Here is a 24925-nt window from a genome sequence, read left to right on the forward strand (position 1 = left end):
TTGCACACGTGAACATTTTCATTTAAAAGATGCTGATTACTGCACCTTTTTTACTGAATCTCTAATCATCAGCTCTGTGTGGACATACACTTTTTCCAGATGATCGTCTTCTTGCTTTTCACCGTTTATGACTGAAAGGATAGCTTCTGCTCCAAGCGCACACATTTTTTCAATTGGCTTTTTGACTGTTGTGAGGGCAGGCGTTGTATAAGATGAAAATGAAATATCATCAAAACCGATAATAGAGAGATCATCAGGACACCTTTTACCTTTTGCAAACAATGCATTCATCGCACCAATCGCCATGTCATCGTTTGAGCAAAAAAGGGCAGTTGGCGGATCATCAAGAGTGAGTAAGGCTTCCATTGATTCATAGCCGCTCTTCATATGATAGTCGCCTGTGATCATGTATTCTTTCTTCATGGGTACATGATGGTCAATGAGTGCTTGCAAAAATCCAGCTTTTCTTTCCTGTGTGGATTTAAACCCTTCTTTCCCTTCAATAATGGCAATTTGTTTATGCCCCTGCTGAATGAAATAGTGTGCAGCTTGATATGCCCCTTCACCATCATCTGCTAATATATTCATCACTTGATTACTTTCTACACGGCGATTCAGTACAATAATGGGAATGCCCTGCTTTTTCACATGATGGATAAACGCTTCATCATGCTCGCTTTGGCTCATGAGCAAAATACCATCATACCGCTGTTTATGAATGGTTGTGTAATCGTGAAAATCGTCAATTCCTCTTACAACCAAATGATAGTTTTCTGTTATCACACTGTTGACGCCTTTTAATGCATCAACAAAGAAACTTGAGGATGTGCCTTCTGTTAAACTCGTAAAAAACAGACCAATTGTAAATGATTTTTGCGAGACAAGGCCTCTGGCATGGACATTCGGTGAGTAATTCAGCTGTTTTGCAATCGACAAGATGTTTTGTTTTGTTTTCTCTTTAATAAAAGGACTGTTATTCAAAGCCCTTGATACTGTGGTATGAGAAACGTTTGCCAATTTTGCTATATCTTTGATTGTGACTGTCATGCTATTCCGCCTTTTATGATTTTTTATCATCTTATCATAAAAACGCTTTCATATTCTTGCTTTTTGTTCATATCATCTTGCTTTTATGCGAAAGCTCATTTGCCCGTTCAAATTGAAAATACTGCTTTGCATTTTCATAGCTGATTCCTTTTACCATTCCCCCTAGCAAATTGAGATCATTAGGCGCTTCACCTTTTTCCACCCAATCTCCAATGATGTCACATAACAGTCTACGGAAATATTCATGTCTTGTGTAAGACAGGAAGCTTCGTGAATCTGTCAGCATCCCAATAAATCGGCTGATCAGTCCGATACTGGAAAGTGCCATCATCTGCTCTGTCATTCCCTGCTTTGTATCATTAAACCACCAGGCTGTTCCATGCTGCATTTTCCCAGGAGTCTTTCCATCTTGAAAACTTCCAGCGATCGTTGAAATCACCACATTGTCCCTTGGATTCAAGGAATAGAGGATGGTTTTTGGCAATGCATGTGCTTGTTCTAACCGATCTAATACGCGGCAAAGAGGTTTTGCAATGTCTTCATCATTCATTGCATCATATCCGGTATCTGGTCCAAGCCGCTCAAACATTTTCGAATTGTTGTTTCTGAGCGCATTGATATGAAGCTGCATCGCCCATCCCCGCTGACCATATGCCTGACCTAGTTCAATGAATGTGTGCGTTTTAAATTGAACCTTCTCCTTTTCCGTCAATGGATGCCCTGACATCCTTTTATGAAAAATGATCGCAGCTTCTTCTTCCGTCGTGTCTTCGTACGTCATTTCATTGATGGCATGATCTGAAATCAAACAGCCCTGTTCATGAAAGTAATCGATTCGCATATGAAGTGCTTTTATGAAGTCTTGATAGGATTCGATCTGGATAGATGAAACCTCCGCCAGCTGATGAACATACTCGATAAACAAGTCATTTGTGATATCTAATGCCTTATCTGGCCGAAACCCTGGCAGTACTTGCACAGAAAAGCCTTCTTCCCGCAGTTGTTGGTGATAAATCAGCGAATCAACCGGATCGTCTGTCGTCACAACCGTTTCAACATTTGATTTCACAATGAAATCTCTCGCACCAAATCCGTCTCCTTGCAACTTTTCATTTACTTTTTTCCAGATGATGTCTGCGCTTTCTTCATTCAAAAGTTCTTCGACATCAAAATATCGTCTTAGCTCTAGATGGGTCCAGTGATAGAGAGGATTTCCAATCGTCATCGGAACAGTTTTCGCCCATGCTAAAAATTTCTCATCATCTGAGGCATCCCCTGTGATATGTGTTTCAGGTATCCCATTTGCTCTCATGGCTCGCCATTTGTAATGATCTCCGTAAAGCCATGCTTCGGTTATATTTTGGAACGTTTTATTTTCATAGATTTCTTTTGGACTTAAATGACAATGGTAATCAATAATCGGAAGGTTCTTTGCAAACTCATGGTATAGCTTTTCCGCCGTTTGACTGTTTAATAAAAACTGCTCATCTAAAAAAGCTTTCATCAAACTCCCCCATCTCTTATAATGATGAAAATCAATTTGTTCACGTTAACAATTTTATTGTAATCGTTTACAAAATCGATTTCAATCCTAAAACAAGAAAAAACGATCTCCTTTAGAAAAGAAAATCGTTTTTTGGCTATTTTACAGATGGTGTTTTCTTTAGGATAATCGCAATAGTTGTTCCTTGACCTAATTCACTTTCTACTTGAATATCGCCATCGTGCAGTAAGACAAGCTCTTTTGCAATCGCCAGTCCTAGTCCTGTTCCATTTGTTGGATCATTCGTATTTGTCCCTCTATAGTAACGATTAAATAAATGATCCACTGTTTCTTGCGCCATTCCGCGTCCGTTATCTTTCATTTCGATCCGAACTTCATCATTTGTTTCAGATAGAACAGCTTGAATAAGAGTACCTTTCTGGTTATGCTTCACTGCGTTCGCCAGCAGGTTCTCAATGACTCGTCTAAACCAGGCTTTATCGATCTCAAACATGACACCCTCTGTTTGATCTTCAAAGGATGATAAATAATCTTCTGAAAGCGTGCTTCTTGAAAACTCGTCCATAATGGAGGCTAAAAATTCACCAAGCTCAACAGGTTTTCGATTAATAGGCAATGCACCATTTTTCAATCGATACGTGAGGTTTAAATCCTCAATCAAGGTCGACATGTATTCTGATTTCTCACGAATGACTTGTCCCATTTCCATGACTTCTTCCTTGGACCATTGGTATTGATCTGATTCTAGCATTAATCCATAGCCGTAAATCGTGCTAAGAGGCGTTTTTAGATCATGAGACAGCCCTGCGATCCATTCTTCCCTTGTGGTTTGAATTTTTCTTCGGTTTGCTTCATTCTCTTTTAACGTATTGGTGAGCTGATCCATTGTTTTGAGGATATCCTCAAACAGCCGGTACTCCCGCTTAATACGGCCCTTTTTATTTTTACTTACTGGAATACCTTTTCTATTTGTTGGCTCCTGCAATTTATTTCTTGATAAGAAAATCAGCCAGCGGATAATGTGATAGATCGGTAGCCCATAGCGATACGAGTACCATAATGTCATAACGATAATAATCGTAAGCGCAAGACCTGCAATCAAAAGCGTTGTATATTGGTTTAAAGCCTCTGTCTCTTTATCATAAAGCTCGTCTGGGCTGTATACTTTGTTTGGCACCGAAACAATCATATACAAATCCTTATTCACTTTGATATACGACAGGTCACTTCTAAACTCCCAAGGCTTTGATTGATACTTGAGCAGTTCAACATCCGTTACGTTATTTTTCAAATTATTTTTGGCTCGGATACCTTTTAAGTATTTTCCTTCTTCATTAAACAGATGCACCGATCCATTCATTCTTTTCAAAAATTCTTTTGTTTCAACTGAATATTGAGACAATGCAGCCAGGTTTTTTTCATGCTGCTTGAGATAATTGGCTACCTTTGTGCTGTTCGTTTTAAATCCATATAAGACGATAAAGCTTTCTTGATCAATCTCAATTGGCCAGAAGTACATCTTGTAATCTTTAAATTGTCTTTTTTCAAAGATTTTGATCATTTCATCCTTTTGATAGGATGTTGGAATGTTTTTAGGGAGTTGATAGCTATAGACGTTGCGTTTTTTGGAATCAATCACTTGTAGCCAGCCATCACGTTTTTCCACTGCTTGTTTGAGTTGATCATCGGCTTCCATTTTTCCATCCTCGTTAAAATAAAGCCAGCTCATGAGTGTATCTCCATCTGCCTTCGTTAAACCAGTTTCAGTCATATTCTCATAGCGCTTTTGAAAATAAAGATTTTCAGAGAATGTTTGCCCGATCGTTAGAATGACGATGACAATAAACATTTGTCCGACAAAGTGAAAGAAAAGTTTTGTTCGTAAATTCATAAACTATTGAAGAACCTTCACAGGTTGGGGAATGAACTTATAGCCCATACCACGGATCGTCACAATATATTCAGGCTGACTTGGATCTAACTCTATTTTTTCTCTCAGCTTTCGGATATGAACCATGACGGTGTTGTTGTCACCATATGACGGAACACCCCATACTTTCTCATAGATTTGATCTTTTGAAAGTACTACATTCGGATGGTCACAAAAATACTTCAGCAAGGACAAAAGCTGAGCTGAGCAAGCCGTCACCTTTCCCCTTACTTTCAACTCGGCTGCATGAGGATGGTACGAGAAATGAGCATATTCATATTGACTGTGCGCTTCTTCCTGCTCCTCCTGTAAGGAGATATAAGTTCGGTTTAAGTGCGCCTTAATTCTAGCTACTAGCTCTAACGGATTAAATGGCTTTGTGATGTAATCGTCTGCACCTTGTGCAAATCCAGTCAATTTGTCTACATCAGACGTTCTTGCTGTTAAATAGAAAATCGGTGCCTTCGTCATTTTCCTGATGTCAGGCAGAACATCAAAGCCAGACTTACCGGGCATCATCACATCTAGAAGTAAGAGGTGGATGTCCTCGTTTTTGACAATATCTAATGCTTCATCTGCATGATAGGCTTTATAAATATGTTGAAACCCTTCTTTTTTTAATACGCGTTCAACCATTTTTACAATTGCTTCTTCGTCATCTGCAATCAATATTTTTGCTGTTTCCACGCATCTCTTTCCTTTCTAGCTATGATCTCTAACCGTATATTACCATTGTCCAAAGTAAAAAAGTACCTCTTTTCTGCATAAAAGCGAAAAAAGATCGACTGGAGAAAATGGCATAACAAGGTAATATCAAAAAATGCAAAAAAAAACCCGGTCATACATACCGAGTTTTTGTCCATCTATTATCCGTTCACAGCTTCAAGCTTTCTTTCATGATTCATTAAGTCATATGTTAAACAGATCGGCTTATTCGTTCTCGGATCAAGCACAATTTCTGCATCGATGTGGAACACCTGACTGAGTACCTCTTTTGTCATGACCTCATGAGGTGTACCCTCTTTAATGACTTTCCCTTGATTGAGGGCAATCATGTAATGCGAAAAGCGTGCAGCATGATTGAGGTCATGAATTACCATCAGCACCGTTCTGCCCTGTTCTCTGTTTAAGCGTTCTAATAGCTGAAGGATCTCCAGCTGATGAGCAAGATCTAAATACGTCGTTGGTTCGTCTAATAAAAGCAGCTCTGTTTCCTGAGCGAGTGCCATCGCAATCCATACCCGCTGACGCTGTCCACCGGAGAGTGCTTCAATTGGCCGGTCATGAAATGCAATCATTCCCGTCTCCTCAAGTGCCCATCTGATGATTCGTTTGTCCTCATTTGATAAACGGCCAAATCCATTTTGATGCGGGAAACGTCCATATGACACAAGCTCATAAACGGTCAGACCACTTGGTGCCTCAGGCGTCTGCGGTAAAATGGCCATTTGTTTTGAAATTTCTTTTGTTGGTGTTTGATGGATCGCCTGGCCATTTAAATAAACAGCACCTTGATGGGACTTCATAATACGAGACATTGTTTTTAAAATCGTTGACTTCCCGCACCCATTCGGTCCAATTAATGTCGTCACCTTGCCTTTTGGGATGCTGATATTTAAATCGTCTACAATCAAACGGTCATGATAGCCAATACAAAGCTTTTCTGTTTCTAGTGAATTCATCTGTTATACTCTCCTTCCTCATTAGTTCGTTTTCATCAATAAGTAAATGAAGTAAGGTGCGCCTAAAGCAGAAACGACAAGTCCAACGGGCACCTCTGATGGAGCAAGTATGACACGCCCAAGTGTATCTGCAAGTAATAACAGCAGTGCACCAATCATAGCGGACGCCGGGATCATTCCTTGATGTTTCGGACCAACTAGCTTTCTTGCGAGGTGTGGTGCCGCTAACCCTAGGAACGATATACTCCCTGCAACAGCGACACTTGCACCGGCTAATGCAACTGCAATCAGCATGAGAAAACTTCTTTCTTTATGAACTGAAATCCCTAAGCCATAAGATATCTGATCACCCAAATTCATGATATTTAAGTAGCGTGCCCTCACCATCGCTAATACAAGAAAAATCAGCATCCATGGCACGACTGATAAGACATATGTCCAGCTTGAGCCCCAAATACTTCCTGACAGCCACACAATGGCTTGGTTAAAATCATTTGGGCTCATCTTTAATTGAATGACTACAATTGCTGCCGAAAATGCAGCATTGATCCCAATACCAGTTAAAATCAATCGAACAGGCGTAATGCCCTTTTTCCACGCTAGCACATAAATGAGAAATGCAGCAAAGGCTGCACCTGCGAAAGCGAAAAGCGGCAGTACAAATATCGTAAAATCACCTAAGTTCGACATCGAGCCCTGAAAGGCAAAGATAAACAAAACAACCGCAAAACCTGCACCCGCATTTACACCTAGAATGCCGGGATCAGCTAAACCATTTTGAGAAACACCTTGCCAAATGGCACCTGATACAGCGATAGAAGCGCCAACAAGTAAAGCGATGACCATCCTTGGAAGTCTGAACTCGAATAATACAAGCTCATCCATTTCACTTCCGAGTCCAAAAAATGTTTTGAATGTATCCATCGGAGAAATCCTTATCTCTCCGGTATTTAAACTAATCAGGAACACAGCCACGATGGCTAAAAAGATCATGACCATCGTTCGTTTGTATTTCTTTTTCTTTGCCTGCTGCACCATTTCCATTTAAATTCCGCTCCTTTCACGTCTCGCTAAATATAAGAAGAAAGGAACGCCTATAATGGCTGTAATGGCACCAACTGGCGTTTCAAACGGCGCATTGACAAGCCTTGCCGCAATGTCTGCATAAATGAGCAAAATAGCCCCTAAAATAGCTGAGCAAGGTATAATCCAGCGATAGTCAACGCCGACCAAGAAACGCGTAACATGAGGAATCACAAGCCCGATAAAGCCAATAGAACCTGCAACTGACACGGCTGCACCTGTTAAAAGGATCACGACCAATATGCCAAGTACCTTGACTGTTCGTGTATATTGTCCAAGCCCTTTTGCTAATTCATCGCCCAAGCTTAAAACCGTAATGGAGCGGGCAAGAACCATAGCGATGATCAGTCCTACAACCGCAACTGGAATGATGATCTTAATATTGCTCCAATTTACCCCAGCCACACCGCCTGCGTACCAAAAACTCATATCTTGCGCGACGTCAAATCGAATGGCAATCGCTGAGGATATTGAGCTTAAAAGTGCGCCAACAGCCGTACCGGCTAATGCGAGTTTTACAGGAGTAAGCCCCCCTTTTGAAAGGGTTCCAACCCCAAATACAATAGAAGCACCGAGTGCGGCACCCAAAAATGACCAAAGAATTAATGTAAAAGAAGATTGGCCTGGGAAAAAAGCAAACGCAATGGCAATCGCAAATGCAGAGCCATTTGTCACACCCATGATTTCAGGAGACGCAAGCGCATTTCTTGTCATGCCTTGCATGATGGCACCCGATACTGCTAAAAAGGCACCGACAAGTGCGGCACCAACTGTACGCGGCAGCCTCAGTTCCCTAATGATTTGATGTGAGGTTTGTTGTGAGTCAAAATGAAAGACGGCTTCCCATACCGTGTGTAAATGAATGTTTGCCGCTCCTAGCGATACTGATAAAAAAAGACCGAATGCTAAAGCAATGATTCCTATGATGACAACAGCTGCTGTACCAAAAGGCTTTGTCACAATATCTATCGCATCATCTTTAGCTGACAGCTGTTTATTCGATTGTGAGCCCAAAACCAGTCTCTTCCTTTCCGTTCATATCTATTCGTTATTAGTGATAATGATTATCAATCTCGGAGTCTAGTATATCACTTTCTTCACGTTTTGAAATCCTTGTTCTGATAAATTTCTTTATTTTCATCAAAAAACCGGGAGAATTTCACCATTTTCATTTTGGTCATAAAATAGCCGATGCATTTTTTCTTCTATCATGTTAAGATATAATCGCGAATGAGAATCATTATCATAAACAATTGAATAGGAGCGAACTTTTGTGAAAAAACGAACTGGACTTCTTTTGATTTCCTTCATGACCCTTATGATTTTTACTGCTGCTTGCGGCAGCACTTCCAATAAAGAATCGGGAGCCAAAAAAAATGCCACGATCACCTATCAAGATGTAAAGGGTGAAGTGAAACTGCCTCAAAACCCACAACGAATTGTGCTTCTGGCGGAAAGCTATTACGGGGATCTCGTCACACTCGGCAAAACCCCAATTGCTGCCACTGCGCCCATCTTTAAAAACCCTTTCTATAAAGGGAAAACAGATGGAGTGAAAAATCTCGGAAAATCTCCCTCTGTTGAGAAAGTAGCCTCTTTGAAGCCAGATATGATCATTGCTTGGGGAGAAGATGAGAAATTTGATCAATACAAAAAAATTGCACCTACAGTTGCCATTCAATACAATCAATATTCGTTTAAAGACCAGCTAAAAGAATTCGGTAAAATGACAGGCACATCAAAAAAAGCAACGGATTGGATCACAAAATGGGATGCCAAAATTGCTGAAGTGAAACCAAAAGTAACAAAAGCTGTAGGAAACAAAACCGTTTCGATCGTATCACCATTCGATAAGGGCATTTACATTTTCGGTAACACTTTTGCACGCGGTGGTGAAATCATTTATGACGAGCTGAAATTAAAAGCTCCGAAGGCCGTCCAAAAAGAAGCCATCGACAGTGGTGTCGGTTATGCAAACATTTCTCTTGAAAAGCTTCCAGAATTTGCAGGTGATTATATTTTCACAAGCCCATGGAGTGGATCAAAAAGTAATGGCGATCAAGTGTATAAAAGCAGCATCTGGGCATCACTTCCTGCTGTCCAAAACAAACGCGTATTTGAAACAGATACAGTCGGTTACTTCTTTAATGACCCTGTGTCACTAGAAGGTCAGCTCGAATTTATTGTGGATCAATTAACATCTGCCTCATAAAAAAATACGTTTCTCCAATGCTGGAGAAACGTATTTCTTATACTGTACCTTTGGCAAATTTTTTGGACATGAATGGGTAAAGTAAAATGCCAACTAAAAACAATCCAATACCAAGACCAAATGTTTTTAAATCAGCTGTGCCTGAAATAATGACCCAAGCGGAATACCCCATGGCCACAAGCGCAATGATCCCGTCTCTTGTCCGATTTCCTTTTTGGAGCTCATATGTGTCACCTTGCATGATGACCTTAAAGCTGTAGATCGACGACACGATATACGGAATGAGATACGCAAGTGTCGCTGATGTTGTTAAGAAAGTAAAGGCTTCATTAATCGTACGTGACATGACTGAGAAAATAAACAGCTGTGACATGATATTTGTGACAGTCAAAGCAAAAACAGGACTGCCTTTTTTGTTTGTTTTTGCAAACACTGCTGGGAAATCGCCAGCCTTTGCTGCTTGATAAGGGACTTCAGAACCAAGCAAAATCCAGCCGAGCATCGAACCAAATAAACAAATGATCGCAAGAAGTGCCATGACAATGCCGCCAGCCGGTCCGATAATCAGCTGAAGCACGTCTACGAATGGTTTATCAGAACCTTGCAATTGATCATGCGGCAGAACGCCCATTGTAATCAAGGTAATAATCATATAAATAGACAGTGCAATTAAAAGTCCTGTAATCGTCGCACGTTTGACATCACGCTGCGAGGAGGCTCTTCCTGATAAAATGACAGCAGATTCAATGCCGATAAATGCCCATAGTGTGGAAATGGCCGCATGATGAATTTGGCCTCCAAGTCCGAGCACTCCTTCACCACTTGCTGCTTCAACAGGGAAGTAATAATGTTCAAATAATGCTGTTTGGAATGCAAATAAGCCTGCGACAATAAAAAGGACGAATCCAAGCACCTTTGAAAAGGTCGTAATAAAATTCAGCTTACTTGCTGCGCTTAAGCTTGTAATTAAAATCGTATGAGTCCCCCATAGAAGGATTGTACATACGATAAACGTTGTGAGCTGACCAAGTGTGATCGCTTCTTTTCCAAAAGTAAAGATCTCCGTTTTCACGGTTAAAATTGGGAAAAAGGTTGTTAAATAACCAGCTAGGCTTGTGATAATGGCGACATTACTAATCCAGCTTGCCACCCAATATCCCCAAACCATTGTAAAACCGGCTGCTTTTCCTTTTTTCGGATCTTTAAAAAGCGCTCTTGCATAGCTTTGTGGTCCAGCTGTCAGCTGCGGTTTATGAATGGACAAATGTCCAAACACAAAGGCAATCATCAGTACGCCGCCACCTGTGACAAGCCATGCCATCGTCACACCTAAAGGACTTGCATGCTGGGCAAGTGTACTAGGCAGCATAAAGATGCCTGAACCTACCATATTTCCGACGACAAAAGCCGTCAATAACCAAAAACCCCATTTTTTTGTCTGTTCCATTTTCGTACCTCCGTTATATTCACTTTGGACCAGACCCGGCAGTATCTTCATTGATATATTTGTGAAGCAATGACTTGCATTCTTTATGTTCATGTTGGGTCACTTTCTTACCAGCATACCCTTTTCTTAGGCAATCAGAACATAAAAAAAAGCCTGAACAAAAGTCCATGCTTTTCAAAACATACACCTTGATCTCCGGATAGCCCTCCACGCTTCAAAGACGTGGCAGTCCTGCATTTGTTCAATGCAGACCCAGCATAAAGAAAGTTGGAGCTCTCTCTACACTTCGGCGCTGATGCCTTTTTTCTCATGATCAACGATTCCATCTCTCCCATGAGTGACTCATCATCCGCGCAACCTCTACCTCACTGAGACATAGCGTGAGGATTTCTATTCATTTTTACTACACGAAGATTATCAAACATTCTCATATCTGTCAAAGGGAAAAACATAGAAAAAAGGCAGAGAAATGATTCTCCGCCTTTCTGCCAGCTTATTGATGGTTGTTTTTCTTCTTTTGGACAGCTTCCTGAAGCGGATCGCCTGCTAGTTCTTTACTTGCTTCTTCTAACAGCTGATCTACCTGCTGATGGTCTTTCTCGCTTTTCGCCTTTTTATCCTTTTGGAAAAATGACATCGCTATTTCCCCCCTTTTCTTAAAATGCCTTTGCCTGTTTAATTTGTGCTACAGCGCTCAGCATTATACAAAGAGGAGCGGTTCATTCATCGTGAAAGGTCTGTCTCATTTTTTGCAAATACGTTAGAAAGGTTTTTAAGTCTTCCTCTGTGAAGTCTGACATCATATGCTGAATTACCTTTCCAAAAAGACGTGTATGCTTTTCGTAAATAGCCAGCCCTTTTTCCGTGGCTTCTAGCCGGACAAGGGAATGATCGTCCTTGTCCCTTTCTCTCTGAATGTAGCCTTGCTCACATAATTTATTGAGGGCAATAGAAGCGGCACCTGGGTTGAGAGAGAGTCTTTGTTTGAGCTCTTCAGCATGTGATACTTTTCCTTGTATCAATATAGAAAGAGCATATATCTGTGGAGGCGTGATGTCTTTTTCTAACTCAAGTAACTTGCGGTTTAATTTACGGCTGACTTCATAATGTACAAGAACAATTTCTTTTAAAATGTCTGCATTACTCATCCGAATCGCATCCTTATCGTTAGTGTCAACATGACTTCCTTCTTATTATAGAATGTTTTTCCAAACAACCAACTATTTTATCCCATTTTTCTTTAGAAATAAGCCTTGCTGAATGGATTCACCCTTGATATAGTGAGTACTTGAACAAAAAACAGAACAGGAGTACGCATCATGACAGGAAAAACACATATTATGGGCGGAATTGCCGCCTCCACAGCCGTCGCCTATTATTACGGATTCGAACCAGTGACGATGGCTGCTGCAGGATCAGTAGGTGCCCTCATCCCAGATCTATGTCATACGAAAAGCAAAATCGGCAGGAAATTCCCGCTCCTTTCCACACTGATCAGTAGTGTGTTCGGGCACCGCACCTTTACACATAGTTTATTATTTCTGCTGATCATTTATTTTATTGCGACAACATACATTCCAAATGACAGCCTCAGTACCGGGTTACTAGTTGGGATGGCAAGCCACCTCATCCTTGATGCAGGCACAGTGAACGGTATTAAATTTTTGTTCCCCGCGACCATAAAAGTACGTCTCCCCTTTTATGTCAAAACAGGCAGCACAGGAGAACAAGTCGTACTAGCTGCTCTGACCATTGTCACCTGCTATTACATGGCTGTCATTTGCGGAATATCCATCCCATTGCCGTTTTAGAAAAAGAAAAAAGAGTTTTGCAAAAAAGCAGGATATGAATTGATCATTCCTCATTTTTTTAGTAGTTTTAAGATAAGTGTTTTTGCCTTGCAGCTGAATACAGAATGGTGAGGAGCTACATAAATGAAAGCGTTTTTCAAAAATCACTGGTTTTTAGTGTACTCCATCCTCTTTATGTGGATGAAAACATACATCATTTATCAATTCGGATTTCATATACGAACGGCCAATCTGTTTCACGAGTGGCTGCTTTTGATCAATCCACTTAGCTTTTTGCTCCCTTTGTTTGGGATTGCTCTTTTCTTAAATGAAACGAAACAAAAGGTCTTTTTATTGACCACAAATTTTATTTTGACAGCCATTTTGATATCGAATACGATCTTTTACGGTTTTTATATTGATTTCATTACCATTCCTGTCTTATTTCAAGCAAAGAATATGGGAGATATGGGCAGCAGTATGACTGAATTGTTTCATCCGCTATTTATACTCATGCTGATTGATTTTGTGGTGCTGGCATGGCTCTTAAAACGGAAACCGTTATCACCAAAAGCGTCTTTTAAGACGATCAAAACATACTATGTGGTTTGCTGCAGTTTTCTATTGTTCCATGTCAGCTCAGCCATGATGGATCACCCTCGATTTTTGACAAGCTCATATGATCGAGAAGTCATTGTACGCAACCTTGGGCTGTTTCAATTCCATTTGTATGACGGTGCCGCTCAAACAGCACGTATTGGACAAAAAGCCTTTGCTGACGAAGATACACTTTCAACAGTGGCAAACTACACAAAAGCTGATTACAGTGCACCGAATGAAGACTATTTTGGACTTGCTAAAGGCAAAAATGTCGTGTTCATTTCACTTGAATCAACACAGCAATTTGTCATGAATCAAAAGGTGAATGGACAATACATCACCCCATTTTTAAATCAACTTGCCAAAAAAAGCTTCTATTTCGATGAATTTTATCAGCAGACAGAGCAAGGCAAAACGTCGGACTCAGAGTTTATCGTCGCAAACTCCCTCTATCCATCTAGCAGTGGCGCTGTCTTTTTCACAGCGAGTGACAACGAATATGACACACTGTACAAGCAATTGAAAAAAGAGAATTATCAATCCGTCCAATTTCATGCGAATAATAAAACGTTCTGGAATCGTGATGTGATGTATGAATCTCTTGGGATTGACCGCTTTTATGATGTCGATTCATTTGATGTCAATGAACAGAATTCGACTGGCTGGGGCTTAAAAGATATCGACTTTTTTGACCAATCCATTGATTATTTAAAAAAGCTGAAGGCGCCTTATTACAGCACGTTTATTACCTTAACCAATCACTTCCCATTTGAAATTGATCCAAAGGATCAGTTCATTGATGAATATGATTCGACTAGCACCATTTTAAACCGCTATGTGACCACCGTCCGCTATCAAGATGAAGCCATCAAAAGGTTCTTTGAACGAATGAAAGAAGAAGGACTATATGAAAATACAATGTTTGTCCTGATGGGAGACCACTATGGCATTTCAGAAGCACATCATGAGGCAATGGCAGAGCTGCTGAAGCAGGATGAAATCACACCGTTTGATGCGGTTAAACTGCAGCGGGTCCCTTTTTTGATTTACATTCCTGGGGTGACAGACGAGGCCCCTCAAACCATTTCTGAAACAGCCGGTCAAATGGATGTCAAACCGACACTTCTTCATTTACTCGGCATTGAATCAAAAGATGCCATTCAATTTGGAAATGACCTTTTCTCCAATGAGCGTACACCGTTCGCTGTGCTGAGAAATGGAAACTTTATTACAGATGATTATCTTTATACAAAGAACACGTGCTATGATCAAAAAACAAAACAACCTGTTGAAGAAGATGAAGTATGCCAGCCTTATATAGAAAAAGCCAATAAAGAGCTGTCTCTATCAGATAAAGTGATCAACGGGAACTTACTACGTTTTTATCAGCATTAAAAGCTGCCCTCTGGCGGCTTTTTCTTTTCTCTTTTCCTGAAAACCTATGAATGGTCAAATAAGTTTGATTATAATAAAGGATACACATGATGTTGAATGATAAAGAGGTGTGATCATGAAATATTTATTCTTAACCTACGTCACCATCTGTTTGCTCCTGACTGGGTGTCAAACGGAGTCGACGTCATCAGATCAAAGCAAAAAGACAGAACTTGTGATTTCAGCGGCGGCAAGCCTGCAGGATGCTTTGAAAGAGATTGAATCTGCCTATGAAGATGATCATCCAAACGTGAAACTAACGAATAATTTCGGGTCATCAGGTGCATTGAAGCAGCAAATCGCTCAAGGAGCAAAAGCGGATCTCTTCTTCTCAGCAGCTGAAGAGCCTTTTGATGACCTTGTTCAATCTGGCGACATCGATCAGGATCATACAAAGGATGCCATACAAAATGAGCTTGTTCTCATCGTGCCAAAAGAAGGTTCCTCTTCTATCAAAACCTTCCGCGATGTTCAGCACATAAAAGGAAAGATAGCGCTTGGCACACCTGAATCTGTTCCTGCTGGTACATATGCAAAAGAGATTTTCACAAAACTGAATATATGGGTCCAAGTGAAACAGAACGCTGTCTATGGCAAGGATGTTCGTCAAGTATTAAACTATGTCGAAACAGGAAATGTGGAAGCTGGTGTCGTGTATAAGACGGACGCGCTCGTTTCTCGCAAAGTAAAGATAGTAGATGAGGCAAATCAGGACATGCATTCCCCCATCATTTATCCAGTTGGCATTGTCAAACAGACTGAACATATGAAGGAAGCGAAAGCATTTTTTCAATATCTCCAATCAGATCCAGCCGCAGCGATTTTTAAAAAGTACGGCTTTCAAGTGAAATAATGCCGATGCTGACCGAAGATTTTCTTTCACCTATCTGGCTGTCCGTACAAGTGGCTGCTTTCAGCGGGTTATTGGCTGTCGTTTTAGGAACGTCCATTGGTTTTTGGATGGCGCGTACATCTTTCAAAGGAAAAATGATCGTGGAAACGCTCCTCATGATGCCGCTTGTCCTGCCGCCAACGGTCGTAGGATTTCTGCTGCTCGTCGTGTTCGGGAAGCACAGTGTGATTGGACAAGCCATTGAATGGATCTTCCATCAGCCTGTCATCTTCACTTATTGGGCAGCGGTCATTGCATCGACGGTTGTCGCATTCCCGCTCATGTATCAATCAGCGAAAGCTGGTTTTTCTACGATTGAGTCAGACATTGAAGGTGCTGCAAAAGTTGATGGTGCGCATTCTTTCCAGGTCTTTGCCTATATTACCGTCCCACTCGCACTGCCATCTCTTCTCTCTGGTGCGGTTCTAAGTTTTGCAAGGGCCTTAGGAGAATTTGGAGCGACCTTAATGTTCGCCGGCAACATTCCTGGGAAAACACAAACCCTCCCAACAGCCATCTATGTGGCAATTGATTCTGGACGAATGGAACTTGCGTGGGCTTGGACGATTTGTATTGTGATCCTGTCTTTTCTCATGCTGTTGGCTGTGCGCCGAAGCAGGACTTAAAAAATCCCCTTCTCAAAAAGAGAAAGGGAATTCAGATTGTTGACAAAGGGCTAAAATGAACTTGATTTTAGCCCTTTGTCTTTTTTCAGCGTGATAGAAAACCTTTGCTAGTCTAGGAAGCACCAGTACTCACTGACAAAATATGCGAGGGTTTGTCTACACGCTAAGGGGATTTTTTATTTATTCAAACCCAACCGTCATCGTTTCTGGATTAGACCCGACACGTTCGTTATTATTAAGTGCATTGATTTTTTCCATGTCTTCTTGTGAAAGCTCGAAGTCAAAAATGTCGGCATTTTGTTTAATGCGTTCTTCATTGATTGATTTTGGAATAGTGACAACACCGCTTTGCAGATCCCAACGCAAGATCACTTGAGCCACAGATTTGTTGTATTGTGCTGCAATTTCCTTTAATACGTCATGATCCAAAAGCTTTCCTTGCATCAGCGGAGACCACGCTTCAATTTGAATGCCTTTTTCTTTCGCATATTGTCGTAATTCTACAAGTGTCAGTTTTGGATGAAACTCCACTTGGTTCACCGCTGGAACAACCTCCGCATCTTTTAACAGCTCTTCTAAATGCTGCACGTAGAAGTTGCTGACACCAATCGCTCTTACTTTTCCATCTTTATAAAGCTTCTCAAGCGCACGCCATGTCTCTTTAAACGTGTCTGCATTTGGTCCAGGCCAATGAATCAAATAGAGGTCTAAGTAATCAAGACCGAGCCGGTTTAAGCTTGCGTCGAATGCAGCGAGTGCTTTGTCATATCCTTGATCTGTGTTCCATACTTTTGACGTAATGAACAATTCTTCTCTTTTGACGCCAGATTCTTTAATGGCTTTCCCTACGCCTGTCTCGTTTTTATAAACGGCAGCCGTATCAATGCTGCGATAACCGTTTCGTATGGCTGCTTTTACGGCATCAACCACTTGGTTGCCGTCCTCCACTTTGAATACACCTAAACCAAACCATGGCATTTCTACTCCGTTATTTAGTGTTACGGTATCATTCAAGCTTTTGACCATGTTAACAACCACCTTTTCATAGATTCCATCTTTTTCATTATCTCATGTTGCGTTTGAAAACTCTATTATCAGGCGTTTCTCTTCGCTTCAATCGCTAACAGCAAAGCACCTGTCATACCTGCCTTGTCCTCAAGTCCAGGAGAGACAATGTATGTATCAAGCGGCGGCATGTCGACATAATCATTGACATACGCAGCCAGCTTCTCTCGAATGAGCGGAAATAGCTGTTTTTGCTTCATGACGCCTCCACCCATTATGATTCGCTCTGGGCTTAATATCAGCGTGTTTTGCATTAATGCCTGTGCTAAATAATCTGCTTCAAGAGACCAAACTTCTTCTTCTTCGGTAAGCTCTTTAGCCGGCTTCCCCCACCTTGCCTCAATAGCTGGTCCTGCCGCCAGTCCTTCTAAGCAAGTACCATGCGCCGGGCAGACACCTGCAAACTGATCTGATTCATGCTGCCTGACCAGGATGTGTCCCATCTCTGGATGTGAGTGACCGTGGAGAAGCTCATTTTTCACAACAGCCCCGGCACCAATCCCCGTACCGACCGTGATATACAGACAGCTGCTTAGCCCTTTGGCGGCCCCTTTTGTCAGTTCACCTAATGCTGCGGCATTGACATCTGTCGTAAAGGACACCGGTACGCCTAATTGTTTCTCCAGCTCAGGTATAAACGGGTAATGTTTCCATTCAACTTTCGGCGTATTCATGATGTAACCGTAAGAAGGATCGTCTTTCTGGACACAAATCGGTCCAAAGGAACCAACCCCTAATGCTGCAATTTCATGTTGCTGAAAAAATGGAATAAGTGATTGGATGGTTTTTTCCGGGTGCTCTGTTGGAATGGTCAATTCCTCTATGATATCACCATGTTCATTGCCAATGGCACAACAGAACTTTGTTCCCCCAGCTTCAATCGCTCCGTAATATGTCATCCTGCCTCTCCCCCTGCTCGTCTCTTTTTTTCATCATAAAACATAGGCGAGAAGATGACAACATCATGTATTGGTCAGTAAGACTGCTTCCATGTCGTTGATATACTCCCTTAAATGATGGGCAATATCACGATTGATTTCGCCATTTTCATATAAGGTTTGGATTTCATTACGAATCGTCTGTACGGCTTGGAAGTTAAGCTCTTTCTTCTTCCGGTCAAACGTACGATCCTTTTGCTGAAAGAAAGAAGGACCATGTTCACAGCGGAATATCACTTGATTGTAAAACCCAATGACTTGATGACACGTTTGTTGATTGTCTTCGGTCATATGGTGCTTAATAGAATCCACCGCAGCTTCAGCCGTTTTCTTACGGATTTGTTTATACGATTCCTCGTTTTCTAATATGCCGCTTGAAATACGCTGATTCGGACGCCATAGTTGAAGCCATTGTAGTAAGCGCAGAAACTTCACTTTTGAGAAACGAATTTTAAAGGAGTTGGAATAGAGCATTTCCAGCTCATGAAATCTCTCTTGCAGCTCATACGCTTCTTCTTTGTCGATTTTCTCTTCCTCAATCAACTGCTGAAGTTTCATCTGTTCTGCTTTAATGCCGTGTAGTCTGATTTTTCTCTCTTGTTTTCTCATACCAAACTGATACGGTTCCCGCTGAATATTTCTCAGCTTCATTCGGTAATCATTGATGAGTGCAAGGGAGACTTCTCGATTGTCTTCATTCATTCCTTCTTTTAGAGTTTTAATGGCACTTCTCAGCAGCTTCCGTTTCGCGTGCTGAATCTTTGTATCTAAGTCCACATCCACTTGCTTATCTTTTTTCTCCGATAAAATAGGCAGCAGCACACTCGCTAAAATGAGTGTACATAAAATGACGCCTGCTGCGAGGAAAATAATTAAATGACGCTCAGGAAATGGTGATCCGTCTGCAAGCGTAAATGGGATGGAGAAAGCACCTGCTAATGTAACAGCACCACGAACACCAGAGAATGTCATCAGCATGGAAGCACGCAGCTTCGGTTTTTTCGCGTTCTTCTTTTTCGATACACTCCAGTTTCCTGCCCAGAACAGCCATACCCATAGAAATCTGAGAATCATTAGACAGAATGTAATGATTAAAATGTAACTGATGACCTGCATATTATTAAAGGCTTCATCTTGGAAAATGACGGTCGATACATCAGGAATTTGTAACCCAAGTAAAACGAAAACAAGGCCATTTAAAATAAATAAAATAATATTCCACGTGTTTGAAGAAGCAATTTGCAGTTTTGCTAAATTCGCTTCCATTCGGTCTTGCTCGATGGCATGTGTCACACCACCGGCAACAACGGCTAAAATGCCGGATACGCCAATTTCTTCCGCTGCTAAATAAATCACAAACGGCGTGAGGATTTGCAGGATGATGTGCATTGTGACATCGTCCATGCCTAAACGGCGGAGAAAGTAGCGAAAACGAATGATAAAAAACGACAGAATAAATCCAGTCAATAATCCGCCAGCAGCAATAAGAACAAAGCTAAAGGATGCCTCTGCAATGGAAAATGCCCCTGTAACCGTTGCTGCAATAGCAAATTTAAAGGCAACAAGTCCTGACGCATCGTTCATCAGCCCTTCGCCTTCCAGCAGTCTCATGATCCCCTTTGGCATATTCACACGGCTGGAAAGTGCACTTACAGCAACCACATCTGTCGGTGATAAAATCGCTGCAAGCGCAAATGCAGCTGGAAGTGGTATGCTTGGAATCATCCAATGGATGGTATATCCTGCGACAATGACTGTCGCAAATACGAGCCCTAAAGCTAATAGAAGAATGGGCGCTCTTAATTTCCACAGCTCGTCCCTTGGGGTACGCTTCCCATCATTAAATAACAGCGGTGCAATAAATAAAACGAAGAATAGCTCAGGATTTAAAGAAATATGTAAACCTGAAGGAAAAGCTGCGACCAATATCCCTAAACCCACTTGGATTAATGGAACTGGAATAAAGGGCAGAAAACGATTGATAATATTAGATGATGCAATGAGTGCTAGTAGTACGAGCACTGCCAAAAAAATCTCCACTAGTACATGTCCCTCCCATTTCATTTTTTCCGTCATGTTTTGCTTACATGCAAAGATGTGTTCATTTCTTTCAGATCCATCCGTTCGGTCATGAGCGTTTCTTTAGTATCCCGCAAAAAGCGAAACCAACACATAACAATCCATCTAGGCAAAAAAAGACTGAATCTACATATTCAGTCAAATGACAACATTTTCATCTCGTGTATTGTTCCAATGATGAATAAAGAACCTACTTTTATTTTACACGAAAACAGCTTGACCTGCTGACATCAAGCTCGAATAACACATAAAAAAAAGAGCGACATCGCCCTTTTTTCGTTTTACCCTTTATTTAAAAAATAAGACCTTGCGGGAAGCCGCCATTTGAATAAGTAGGAACAAACCCTGCATATGACGAGGATGACAAACAGCAGATATAAAGCAAGCTCTCCTTGCGCTAAGCCGAGTCCGACGAGTAAGCCGCCTAGGGCTGCCCATACTGCGTAAATCTCTGCTTTTAGCACAAGTGGCTTTCGTCCTGCTAATAAATCACGCACAATGCCGCCGCCGCTTCCAGTCAAAATGGCTGCCACAATGACCGCACTGAGCGGGAGCTCTCTTTGTACTGCAAATAATGCACCTTGAATCGCAAAGGCTGCTAAACCGATCGCATCCGAGAAATTCCCCCACGTGCTCCAGTGCTTGAGCAAAAGCTTTGGAAATAGAAACACGATCGTAATGGATACAAGGGCAATGGTAAACATTTTGCCCTGCGACCATAAAGCAGACACCGGAAGACCAATTAATAGATTCCGAATCGCTCCACCGCCAAATGCTGTGACAATCCCTAAAATGTACACACCAAGAATATCGTACTCTTCCTCCATTGCGACAATCGCACCACTAATGGCGAATGCCACAATGCCTATAATACTTAAGACTTCCCATGCCATTTTCCGCTTATCTCCTTACCATTGTCTGATCATCTAACACTCTCCCCTTAATGTATATCTGACACAAATGAAAAGCAATACAAATTTTCTTTAAATTTTATCTTTTTGCAAAAATAAAAAATAGCCTGCTTAAAAGCAGGCTCAGATTGTTGACAAAGGGCTAAAATGAACTTGATTTTATCCCTTTGTCTTCATTTCAGCGTGATAGAAAACCTTTGCAGTCTAGGAAGGACGAGTACTGGCGCGGAGCGAATTTGACATTCGTGAGCACCAGCACGCAGGACTGACAACGAATGCGAGGGTTTGTCTACACGCTGATAGCCTGCTTAAAAGCAGGCTATCTCCTCAATCTTCTTTTGCATTTAAAAGTAGCATACTAATGATGATCAGAATAAATGCAATAAGAGCTAAGAGTGGAATGGTGATAAAACCAAACCAGTTCAGATAATCAACGGAACAAGGAATACCGCTTAGACAAGGACGAATCGATGCAAAGCCTGGAATCTTTTGTTCCATATAATGATAGATGGAAAAGCAAGCACCAATCCCGGCCAAAGGGAGAACGTAGTACTTCACTTTGACATCGCCACGGAATGTAGCAATTCCAAGTAAAAGCACAAGCGGATACATGAAAATGCGCTGAAACCAGCACATATCACATGGAATAAACTTCTTTACTTCACTTAAATACAGGCTGCTCATCGTCGCCACAATCGAGACGATCCAAGCGCTGTATAAGTAAATCAGTTTATTCTTCATGATTTTTTCCCTTTCAGCTCTTGATCAATTAATTCTTTTATTTCATCATAGTCATAAAAGTTTTGGACTTGTTTATTGTTAATGAAAATAGTTGGTGTTGCATTTACTTTGTATTGATTCACCAGCTGATCATCTGTGTTAAGCTGTGGCTGATATGTTTTCTTTGATAGGTTATCTTTCAGCTTGTCCGTATCAATTTTCGTTGTCTTCTTCGCCAATTCGGTGAGCTTTGCTGGCGTTACCCATTCTGCTTCACTATCTGGCTGTGCGTTGTAGACCGCTTCATGAAATGCCCAGAAGTTTTTTGGATCTTCTTTCCACACTTCTTCAGAAGCCAGTGCTGCTAATACCGCACCGTCCCCATGAACAGGCAGTGGTAAGTTAATAAATGAGAAGGATACATCGCCATTATCTATGTAGTCTGCTTTCAATTTTGGGAAAATGTCTGTCTCAAATGATTTACATGATGGACATTTGTAGTCCCCAAACTCGACAACTTGCACTTTTGCCTTTTGATCTCCCATGACAGGCTGTCCTTTAATAGACGGCTTACTGTCGACTGTTTGTGCTTCTTGGCTGTTGTTGTTACCGATCACAACGAAAATACCGATGAGAAGAGCTGCAATGATGGTTAATATAACTGCAAACTTGATGGATGAAGATTGATTATTCTTTTTACTCACAAAAGCACCTACCTTATCTTTTTCATTCATTCCTTCACAAAGAAAAAGGATAACAGCTCAGGAAAATGCCATTATCCAACTTCTTCTATTTTAACAAGAGGGGGTCTATTATGAAAGACGCTATTCATGAATTTTTCCTTACAATTTTATTTCATGACCCTCATCGCATTTAAAACAGCCAGTACAGTGACACCAACATCCGAGAAGACGGCTTCCCACATCGTTGCAATACCGAATGCACCAAGTATGAGGAAGACGGCCTTCACCCCAAGAGCAAACGCAATATTCTGCCATACGATGGCTCTCGTTCTTTTAGCGACAGCAATAGCTTCCGCTACCTTCGATGGCTGATCTGTCATAATCACAATATCAGCCGCTTCAACTGCTGCATCTGAACCAAGTCCACCCATGGCAATACCTATATCCGATCTTGCCAAAACCGGCGTATCGTTTATGCCGTCACCAACAAACAATAATTTGTCTTGAGATGCTTTTTTCTCATACATGTCTTCGATTTTGGCGACTTTATCCTGTGGCAATAATTCAGTGTGAACTTCGTCAATGCCGATCTGTTGTGCGACTGCATTTCCTACTTGCGCAGCATCCCCTGTAAGCATCACGGTTTGAATGCCCGCAGCTTTTAGAGAAGATATCGCTTCAACTGCATCGTCTTTTACTTCATCTGCAATCAAGATCGATCCCGCAAACTCACCGTCTATTGCTAAATACACAACCGTTCCGCTTCGTTTTTCTTTTTCAAAAGCAATGCCCTCTCGTTCCATCAGGCGATGGTTACCTGCCAATACATGAGCTCCGCGAATTGTCGCTTTGATCCCATGACCCGCAATATCCTCGTAAGATTCGATCTGGCTCTCATCAAGAGACGCCCCGTAAGCCGCCTTAATCGATTCCGCAATCGGATGCGAAGAATGCGCTTCTGCCAGTGCCGCAAAAGAAAGCAATTCCTCTTCTGACCATTTCTCATTCGCTGCTTCGATATGAGTGACTGTAAAGTTCCCTTTTGTCAAAGTACCTGTTTTATCAAACACCGCATAGCGCACAGAGTTCAAGGCTTCTAAGTAGTTACTGCCTTTCACTAAAATACCTCGTTTTGATGCGGCACCAATCCCGCCAAAGAAACCTAATGGAATGGATACAACGAGAGCACATGGACACGAAATGACAAGAAAGACAAGTGCCCGGTACACCCAATCAGACAATTGAGCTGATGGGATGAGAAGCGGTGGTACAAAGGCAAGCAATAAAGCTAGCACGACCACAGCAGGTGTATAATATTTAGCGAACTTTGTGATAAAGTTTTCTGTCTGCGCTTTACGGCTGCTTGCATTTTCGACTAAATCCAAAATCTTCGTAACCACTGACTCACTGAGCTCTTTTTGCACTTCAATTTCAAGAATGCCGTTTTGGTTCACAAATCCAGCAAGCACTTCTTTTCCTGCTTCCACATCTCTTGGAACAGACTCACCAGTTAGTGCAGAGGTATCCACAAGAGAATAACCGTCTATCACGCGTCCATCCAAAGGAATTTTTTCACCTGGTTTGACGACAATACGGTCACCCGCTTTAACTTCTTCCGGCTTTACCTTTTTTGTTTCTTGCCCCACTTTGAGGTTTGCGTATTCTGGACGGATATTCATTAATTCGCTAATTGATTTTCTAGAGCGGTTCACAGCTGCCCCTTGGAACAGTTCTCCAATTTGGTAAAACAGCATGACTGCCAGTGCCTCAGGATACTGCTGAATCACAAAAGCACCAACTGTAGCTATTGTCATTAAGAAGTTCTCATCAAATAATTGACCGCGCACAATATTTTTTAGCGCTTTCAAGACAACATCTCCACCAACTAGTAAATACGCGGCGAAAAACATGATGAACTTCAGTAAGCCATTATCAGGTATAAAATAAGCCGCCGTTCCAATGACTGCACCACCAATTAATTTCAGTACAATCGTTTTTAAATTCTTTGTTCCATGATCGTGATCGTGGTGATGTCCTTCTTCTTTTGGTGATACACTCACATGAGGTTCAATGGACTGAACGGTTTTTTCAATACGCTTTGACATCGTTTCTTGTGCATCAGCATGTGTCACAGTTAATGTACCCGTCGCAAAATTAATTGAGCAGGCTTCAACCCCTTCGAGTTTGCTGACACCTGTTTCAATTTTACGTGCACAGTTTCCACAATCGAGACCGCTTAATACGTATTCATCCTTCATCTTTTTCATGTTCTCACCTTTTTC

22 protein-coding genes and 1 riboswitch are annotated in these 24925 nt (G+C 41.5%); of the genes, 5 read left to right on the forward strand and 17 right to left on the reverse strand.

Going from position 1 to position 24925, the window contains the following annotated elements; genetic code table 11:
- Window positions 1-36: 36 nt before the first annotated feature.
- The 7 genes from BA79_RS05170 to BA79_RS05200 all read right to left on the reverse strand — a co-directional run bounded on the left by BA79_RS05170 (window position 37) and on the right by BA79_RS05200 (window position 8260).
- Window positions 37-1047, reverse strand: coding sequence for a LacI family DNA-binding transcriptional regulator (locus BA79_RS05170; RefSeq protein WP_017359253.1), 1011 nt, complete (start codon window positions 1045-1047; stop codon window positions 37-39).
- 67 nt (window positions 1048-1114) lie between these two features.
- Window positions 1115-2551 carry a glucuronate isomerase gene (gene uxaC, locus BA79_RS05175; RefSeq protein ID WP_035701364.1) on the reverse strand — a complete coding sequence of 479 codons (1437 nt, stop codon included), beginning with the start codon at window positions 2549-2551 and terminating at the stop codon, window positions 1115-1117.
- Between the two features lie 136 nt (window positions 2552-2687).
- Complete coding sequence (locus BA79_RS05180; RefSeq protein WP_017359251.1) at window positions 2688-4442, reverse strand: HAMP domain-containing sensor histidine kinase; 1755 nt, start codon at window positions 4440-4442, stop codon at window positions 2688-2690.
- Between the two features lie 3 nt (window positions 4443-4445).
- Window positions 4446-5168: a response regulator transcription factor gene (locus BA79_RS05185; RefSeq protein ID WP_017359250.1), complete on the reverse strand. Its 723-nt coding sequence runs from the start codon at window positions 5166-5168 to the stop codon at window positions 4446-4448.
- Between the two features lie 179 nt (window positions 5169-5347).
- Window positions 5348-6163, reverse strand: a complete 816-nt coding sequence (locus tag BA79_RS05190; protein ID WP_007500265.1) for an ABC transporter ATP-binding protein — start codon at window positions 6161-6163, stop codon at window positions 5348-5350.
- Between the two features lie 21 nt (window positions 6164-6184).
- Entirely contained in the window at window positions 6185-7207 is a 1023-nt protein-coding gene (locus BA79_RS05195; protein ID WP_007500263.1) for a FecCD family ABC transporter permease, read from the reverse strand.
- Complete coding sequence (locus BA79_RS05200; RefSeq protein ID WP_017368049.1) at window positions 7208-8260, reverse strand: FecCD family ABC transporter permease; 1053 nt, start codon at window positions 8258-8260, stop codon at window positions 7208-7210. It lies immediately after the preceding gene.
- Between the two features lie 259 nt (window positions 8261-8519).
- Between BA79_RS05200 and BA79_RS05205 the strand changes: the two genes are divergently transcribed.
- Window positions 8520-9458 (forward strand): ABC transporter substrate-binding protein, encoded by a 939-nt coding sequence (locus tag BA79_RS05205; protein ID WP_035701365.1) that lies wholly within the window; start codon window positions 8520-8522, stop codon window positions 9456-9458.
- A gap of 37 nt (window positions 9459-9495) precedes the next feature.
- On the opposite strand, the gene BA79_RS05210 is transcribed toward BA79_RS05205, so the two are convergent.
- The 3 genes from BA79_RS05210 to BA79_RS05220 form a co-directional block, all read right to left on the reverse strand.
- Window positions 9496-10905: an amino acid permease gene (locus BA79_RS05210; protein WP_035701368.1), complete on the reverse strand. Its 1410-nt coding sequence runs from the start codon at window positions 10903-10905 to the stop codon at window positions 9496-9498.
- 192 nt (window positions 10906-11097) lie between these two features.
- A riboswitch (Lysine riboswitch) is annotated at window positions 11098-11276 on the reverse strand.
- Between the two features lie 122 nt (window positions 11277-11398).
- The gene (gene sspJ, locus BA79_RS05215) at window positions 11399-11542 is read right to left on the reverse strand and encodes a small acid-soluble spore protein SspJ (protein WP_008347117.1); all 144 of its coding nucleotides are present in this window, start codon (window positions 11540-11542) and stop codon (window positions 11399-11401) included.
- Window positions 11543-11624: 82 nt separating this feature from the next.
- Window positions 11625-12053, reverse strand: a complete 429-nt coding sequence (locus BA79_RS05220; protein WP_007500254.1) for a MarR family winged helix-turn-helix transcriptional regulator — start codon at window positions 12051-12053, stop codon at window positions 11625-11627.
- A 171-nt stretch (window positions 12054-12224) separates the two neighbouring features.
- On the opposite strand from BA79_RS05220, the gene BA79_RS05225 reads away from it, so the two are divergent.
- The 4 genes from BA79_RS05225 to modB all read left to right on the forward strand — a co-directional run bounded on the left by BA79_RS05225 (window position 12225) and on the right by modB (window position 16247).
- Window positions 12225-12716 (forward strand): metal-dependent hydrolase, encoded by a 492-nt coding sequence (locus BA79_RS05225; protein WP_007500253.1) that lies wholly within the window; start codon window positions 12225-12227, stop codon window positions 12714-12716.
- A gap of 123 nt (window positions 12717-12839) precedes the next feature.
- Window positions 12840-14690 carry an LTA synthase family protein gene (locus BA79_RS05230; protein WP_025207970.1) on the forward strand — a complete coding sequence of 617 codons (1851 nt, stop codon included), beginning with the start codon at window positions 12840-12842 and terminating at the stop codon, window positions 14688-14690.
- A gap of 115 nt (window positions 14691-14805) precedes the next feature.
- Complete coding sequence (modA, locus tag BA79_RS05235; RefSeq protein WP_035701372.1) at window positions 14806-15582, forward strand: molybdate ABC transporter substrate-binding protein; 777 nt, start codon at window positions 14806-14808, stop codon at window positions 15580-15582.
- Window positions 15582-16247, forward strand: a complete 666-nt coding sequence (modB, locus tag BA79_RS05240) for a molybdate ABC transporter permease subunit (protein WP_008347121.1) — start codon at window positions 15582-15584, stop codon at window positions 16245-16247. The genes modA and modB overlap by 1 nt, the downstream gene beginning before the upstream one ends.
- A 180-nt stretch (window positions 16248-16427) precedes the next feature.
- Here modB and BA79_RS05245 read toward each other — a convergent pair whose 3' ends face one another.
- The 7 genes from BA79_RS05245 to BA79_RS05275 form a co-directional block, all read right to left on the reverse strand.
- Window positions 16428-17273, reverse strand: coding sequence for an aldo/keto reductase (locus tag BA79_RS05245; protein WP_017359243.1), 846 nt, complete (start codon window positions 17271-17273; stop codon window positions 16428-16430).
- A 68-nt stretch (window positions 17274-17341) separates the two neighbouring features.
- Entirely contained in the window at window positions 17342-18211 is an 870-nt protein-coding gene (locus BA79_RS05250) for an ROK family protein (protein WP_035701374.1), read from the reverse strand.
- Between the two features lie 63 nt (window positions 18212-18274).
- Window positions 18275-20290: a Na+/H+ antiporter gene (locus BA79_RS05255; RefSeq protein WP_017359242.1), complete on the reverse strand. Its 2016-nt coding sequence runs from the start codon at window positions 20288-20290 to the stop codon at window positions 18275-18277.
- A 320-nt stretch (window positions 20291-20610) separates the two neighbouring features.
- A complete protein-coding gene (locus BA79_RS05260; protein ID WP_007500242.1) occupies window positions 20611-21222 on the reverse strand; it encodes a trimeric intracellular cation channel family protein in 612 nt (203 codons plus the stop codon).
- Window positions 21223-21567: 345 nt separating this feature from the next.
- A complete protein-coding gene (locus BA79_RS05265) occupies window positions 21568-21981 on the reverse strand; it encodes a disulfide oxidoreductase (protein ID WP_007500241.1) in 414 nt (137 codons plus the stop codon).
- Window positions 21978-22664 (reverse strand): DsbA family protein, encoded by a 687-nt coding sequence (locus BA79_RS05270; protein WP_017359241.1) that lies wholly within the window; start codon window positions 22662-22664, stop codon window positions 21978-21980. Before BA79_RS05270 ends, BA79_RS05265 begins: the two co-directional genes overlap by 4 nt.
- Before the next feature lie 146 nt (window positions 22665-22810).
- The gene (locus BA79_RS05275) at window positions 22811-24910 is read right to left on the reverse strand and encodes a heavy metal translocating P-type ATPase (RefSeq protein WP_035701377.1); all 2100 of its coding nucleotides are present in this window, start codon (window positions 24908-24910) and stop codon (window positions 22811-22813) included.
- Window positions 24911-24925: the final 15 nt, after the last annotated feature.

The sequence above is a fragment of the Bacillus altitudinis 41KF2b genome (genome assembly GCF_000691145.1).
Lineage (GTDB): Bacteria > Bacillota > Bacilli > Bacillales > Bacillaceae > Bacillus > Bacillus altitudinis.

Excerpts from the sequence above, each read along its gene's own strand:
- BA79_RS05195 (WP_007500263.1), bottom strand. The coding sequence starts at position 7,207 with ATGGAAATGGTGCAGCAGGCAAAGAAAAAGAAATACAAACGAACGATG.
- BA79_RS05265 (WP_007500241.1), bottom strand. The coding sequence starts at position 21,981 with ATGAAGAATAAACTGATTTACTTATACAGCGCTTGGATCGTCTCGATT.
- BA79_RS05275 (WP_035701377.1), bottom strand. The coding sequence starts at position 24,910 with ATGAAAAAGATGAAGGATGAATACGTATTAAGCGGTCTCGATTGTGGA.
- BA79_RS05220 (WP_007500254.1), bottom strand. The coding sequence starts at position 12,053 with ATGAGTAATGCAGACATTTTAAAAGAAATTGTTCTTGTACATTATGAA.
- BA79_RS05190 (WP_007500265.1), bottom strand. The coding sequence starts at position 6,163 with ATGAATTCACTAGAAACAGAAAAGCTTTGTATTGGCTATCATGACCGT.
- uxaC (WP_035701364.1), bottom strand. The coding sequence starts at position 2,551 with ATGAAAGCTTTTTTAGATGAGCAGTTTTTATTAAACAGTCAAACGGCG.
- modB (WP_008347121.1), top strand. The coding sequence starts at position 15,582 with ATGCCGATGCTGACCGAAGATTTTCTTTCACCTATCTGGCTGTCCGTA.
- BA79_RS05260 (WP_007500242.1), bottom strand. The coding sequence starts at position 21,222 with ATGGCATGGGAAGTCTTAAGTATTATAGGCATTGTGGCATTCGCCATT.
- BA79_RS05180 (WP_017359251.1), bottom strand. The coding sequence starts at position 4,442 with ATGAATTTACGAACAAAACTTTTCTTTCACTTTGTCGGACAAATGTTT.
- BA79_RS05230 (WP_025207970.1), top strand. The coding sequence starts at position 12,840 with ATGAAAGCGTTTTTCAAAAATCACTGGTTTTTAGTGTACTCCATCCTC.
- BA79_RS05170 (WP_017359253.1), bottom strand. The coding sequence starts at position 1,047 with ATGACAGTCACAATCAAAGATATAGCAAAATTGGCAAACGTTTCTCAT.
- BA79_RS05245 (WP_017359243.1), bottom strand. The coding sequence starts at position 17,273 with ATGGTCAAAAGCTTGAATGATACCGTAACACTAAATAACGGAGTAGAA.
- modA (WP_035701372.1), top strand. The coding sequence starts at position 14,806 with ATGAAATATTTATTCTTAACCTACGTCACCATCTGTTTGCTCCTGACT.
- BA79_RS05210 (WP_035701368.1), bottom strand. The coding sequence starts at position 10,905 with ATGGAACAGACAAAAAAATGGGGTTTTTGGTTATTGACGGCTTTTGTC.
- BA79_RS05250 (WP_035701374.1), bottom strand. The coding sequence starts at position 18,211 with ATGACATATTACGGAGCGATTGAAGCTGGGGGAACAAAGTTCTGTTGT.
- sspJ (WP_008347117.1), bottom strand. The coding sequence starts at position 11,542 with ATGTCATTTTTCCAAAAGGATAAAAAGGCGAAAAGCGAGAAAGACCAT.
- BA79_RS05225 (WP_007500253.1), top strand. The coding sequence starts at position 12,225 with ATGACAGGAAAAACACATATTATGGGCGGAATTGCCGCCTCCACAGCC.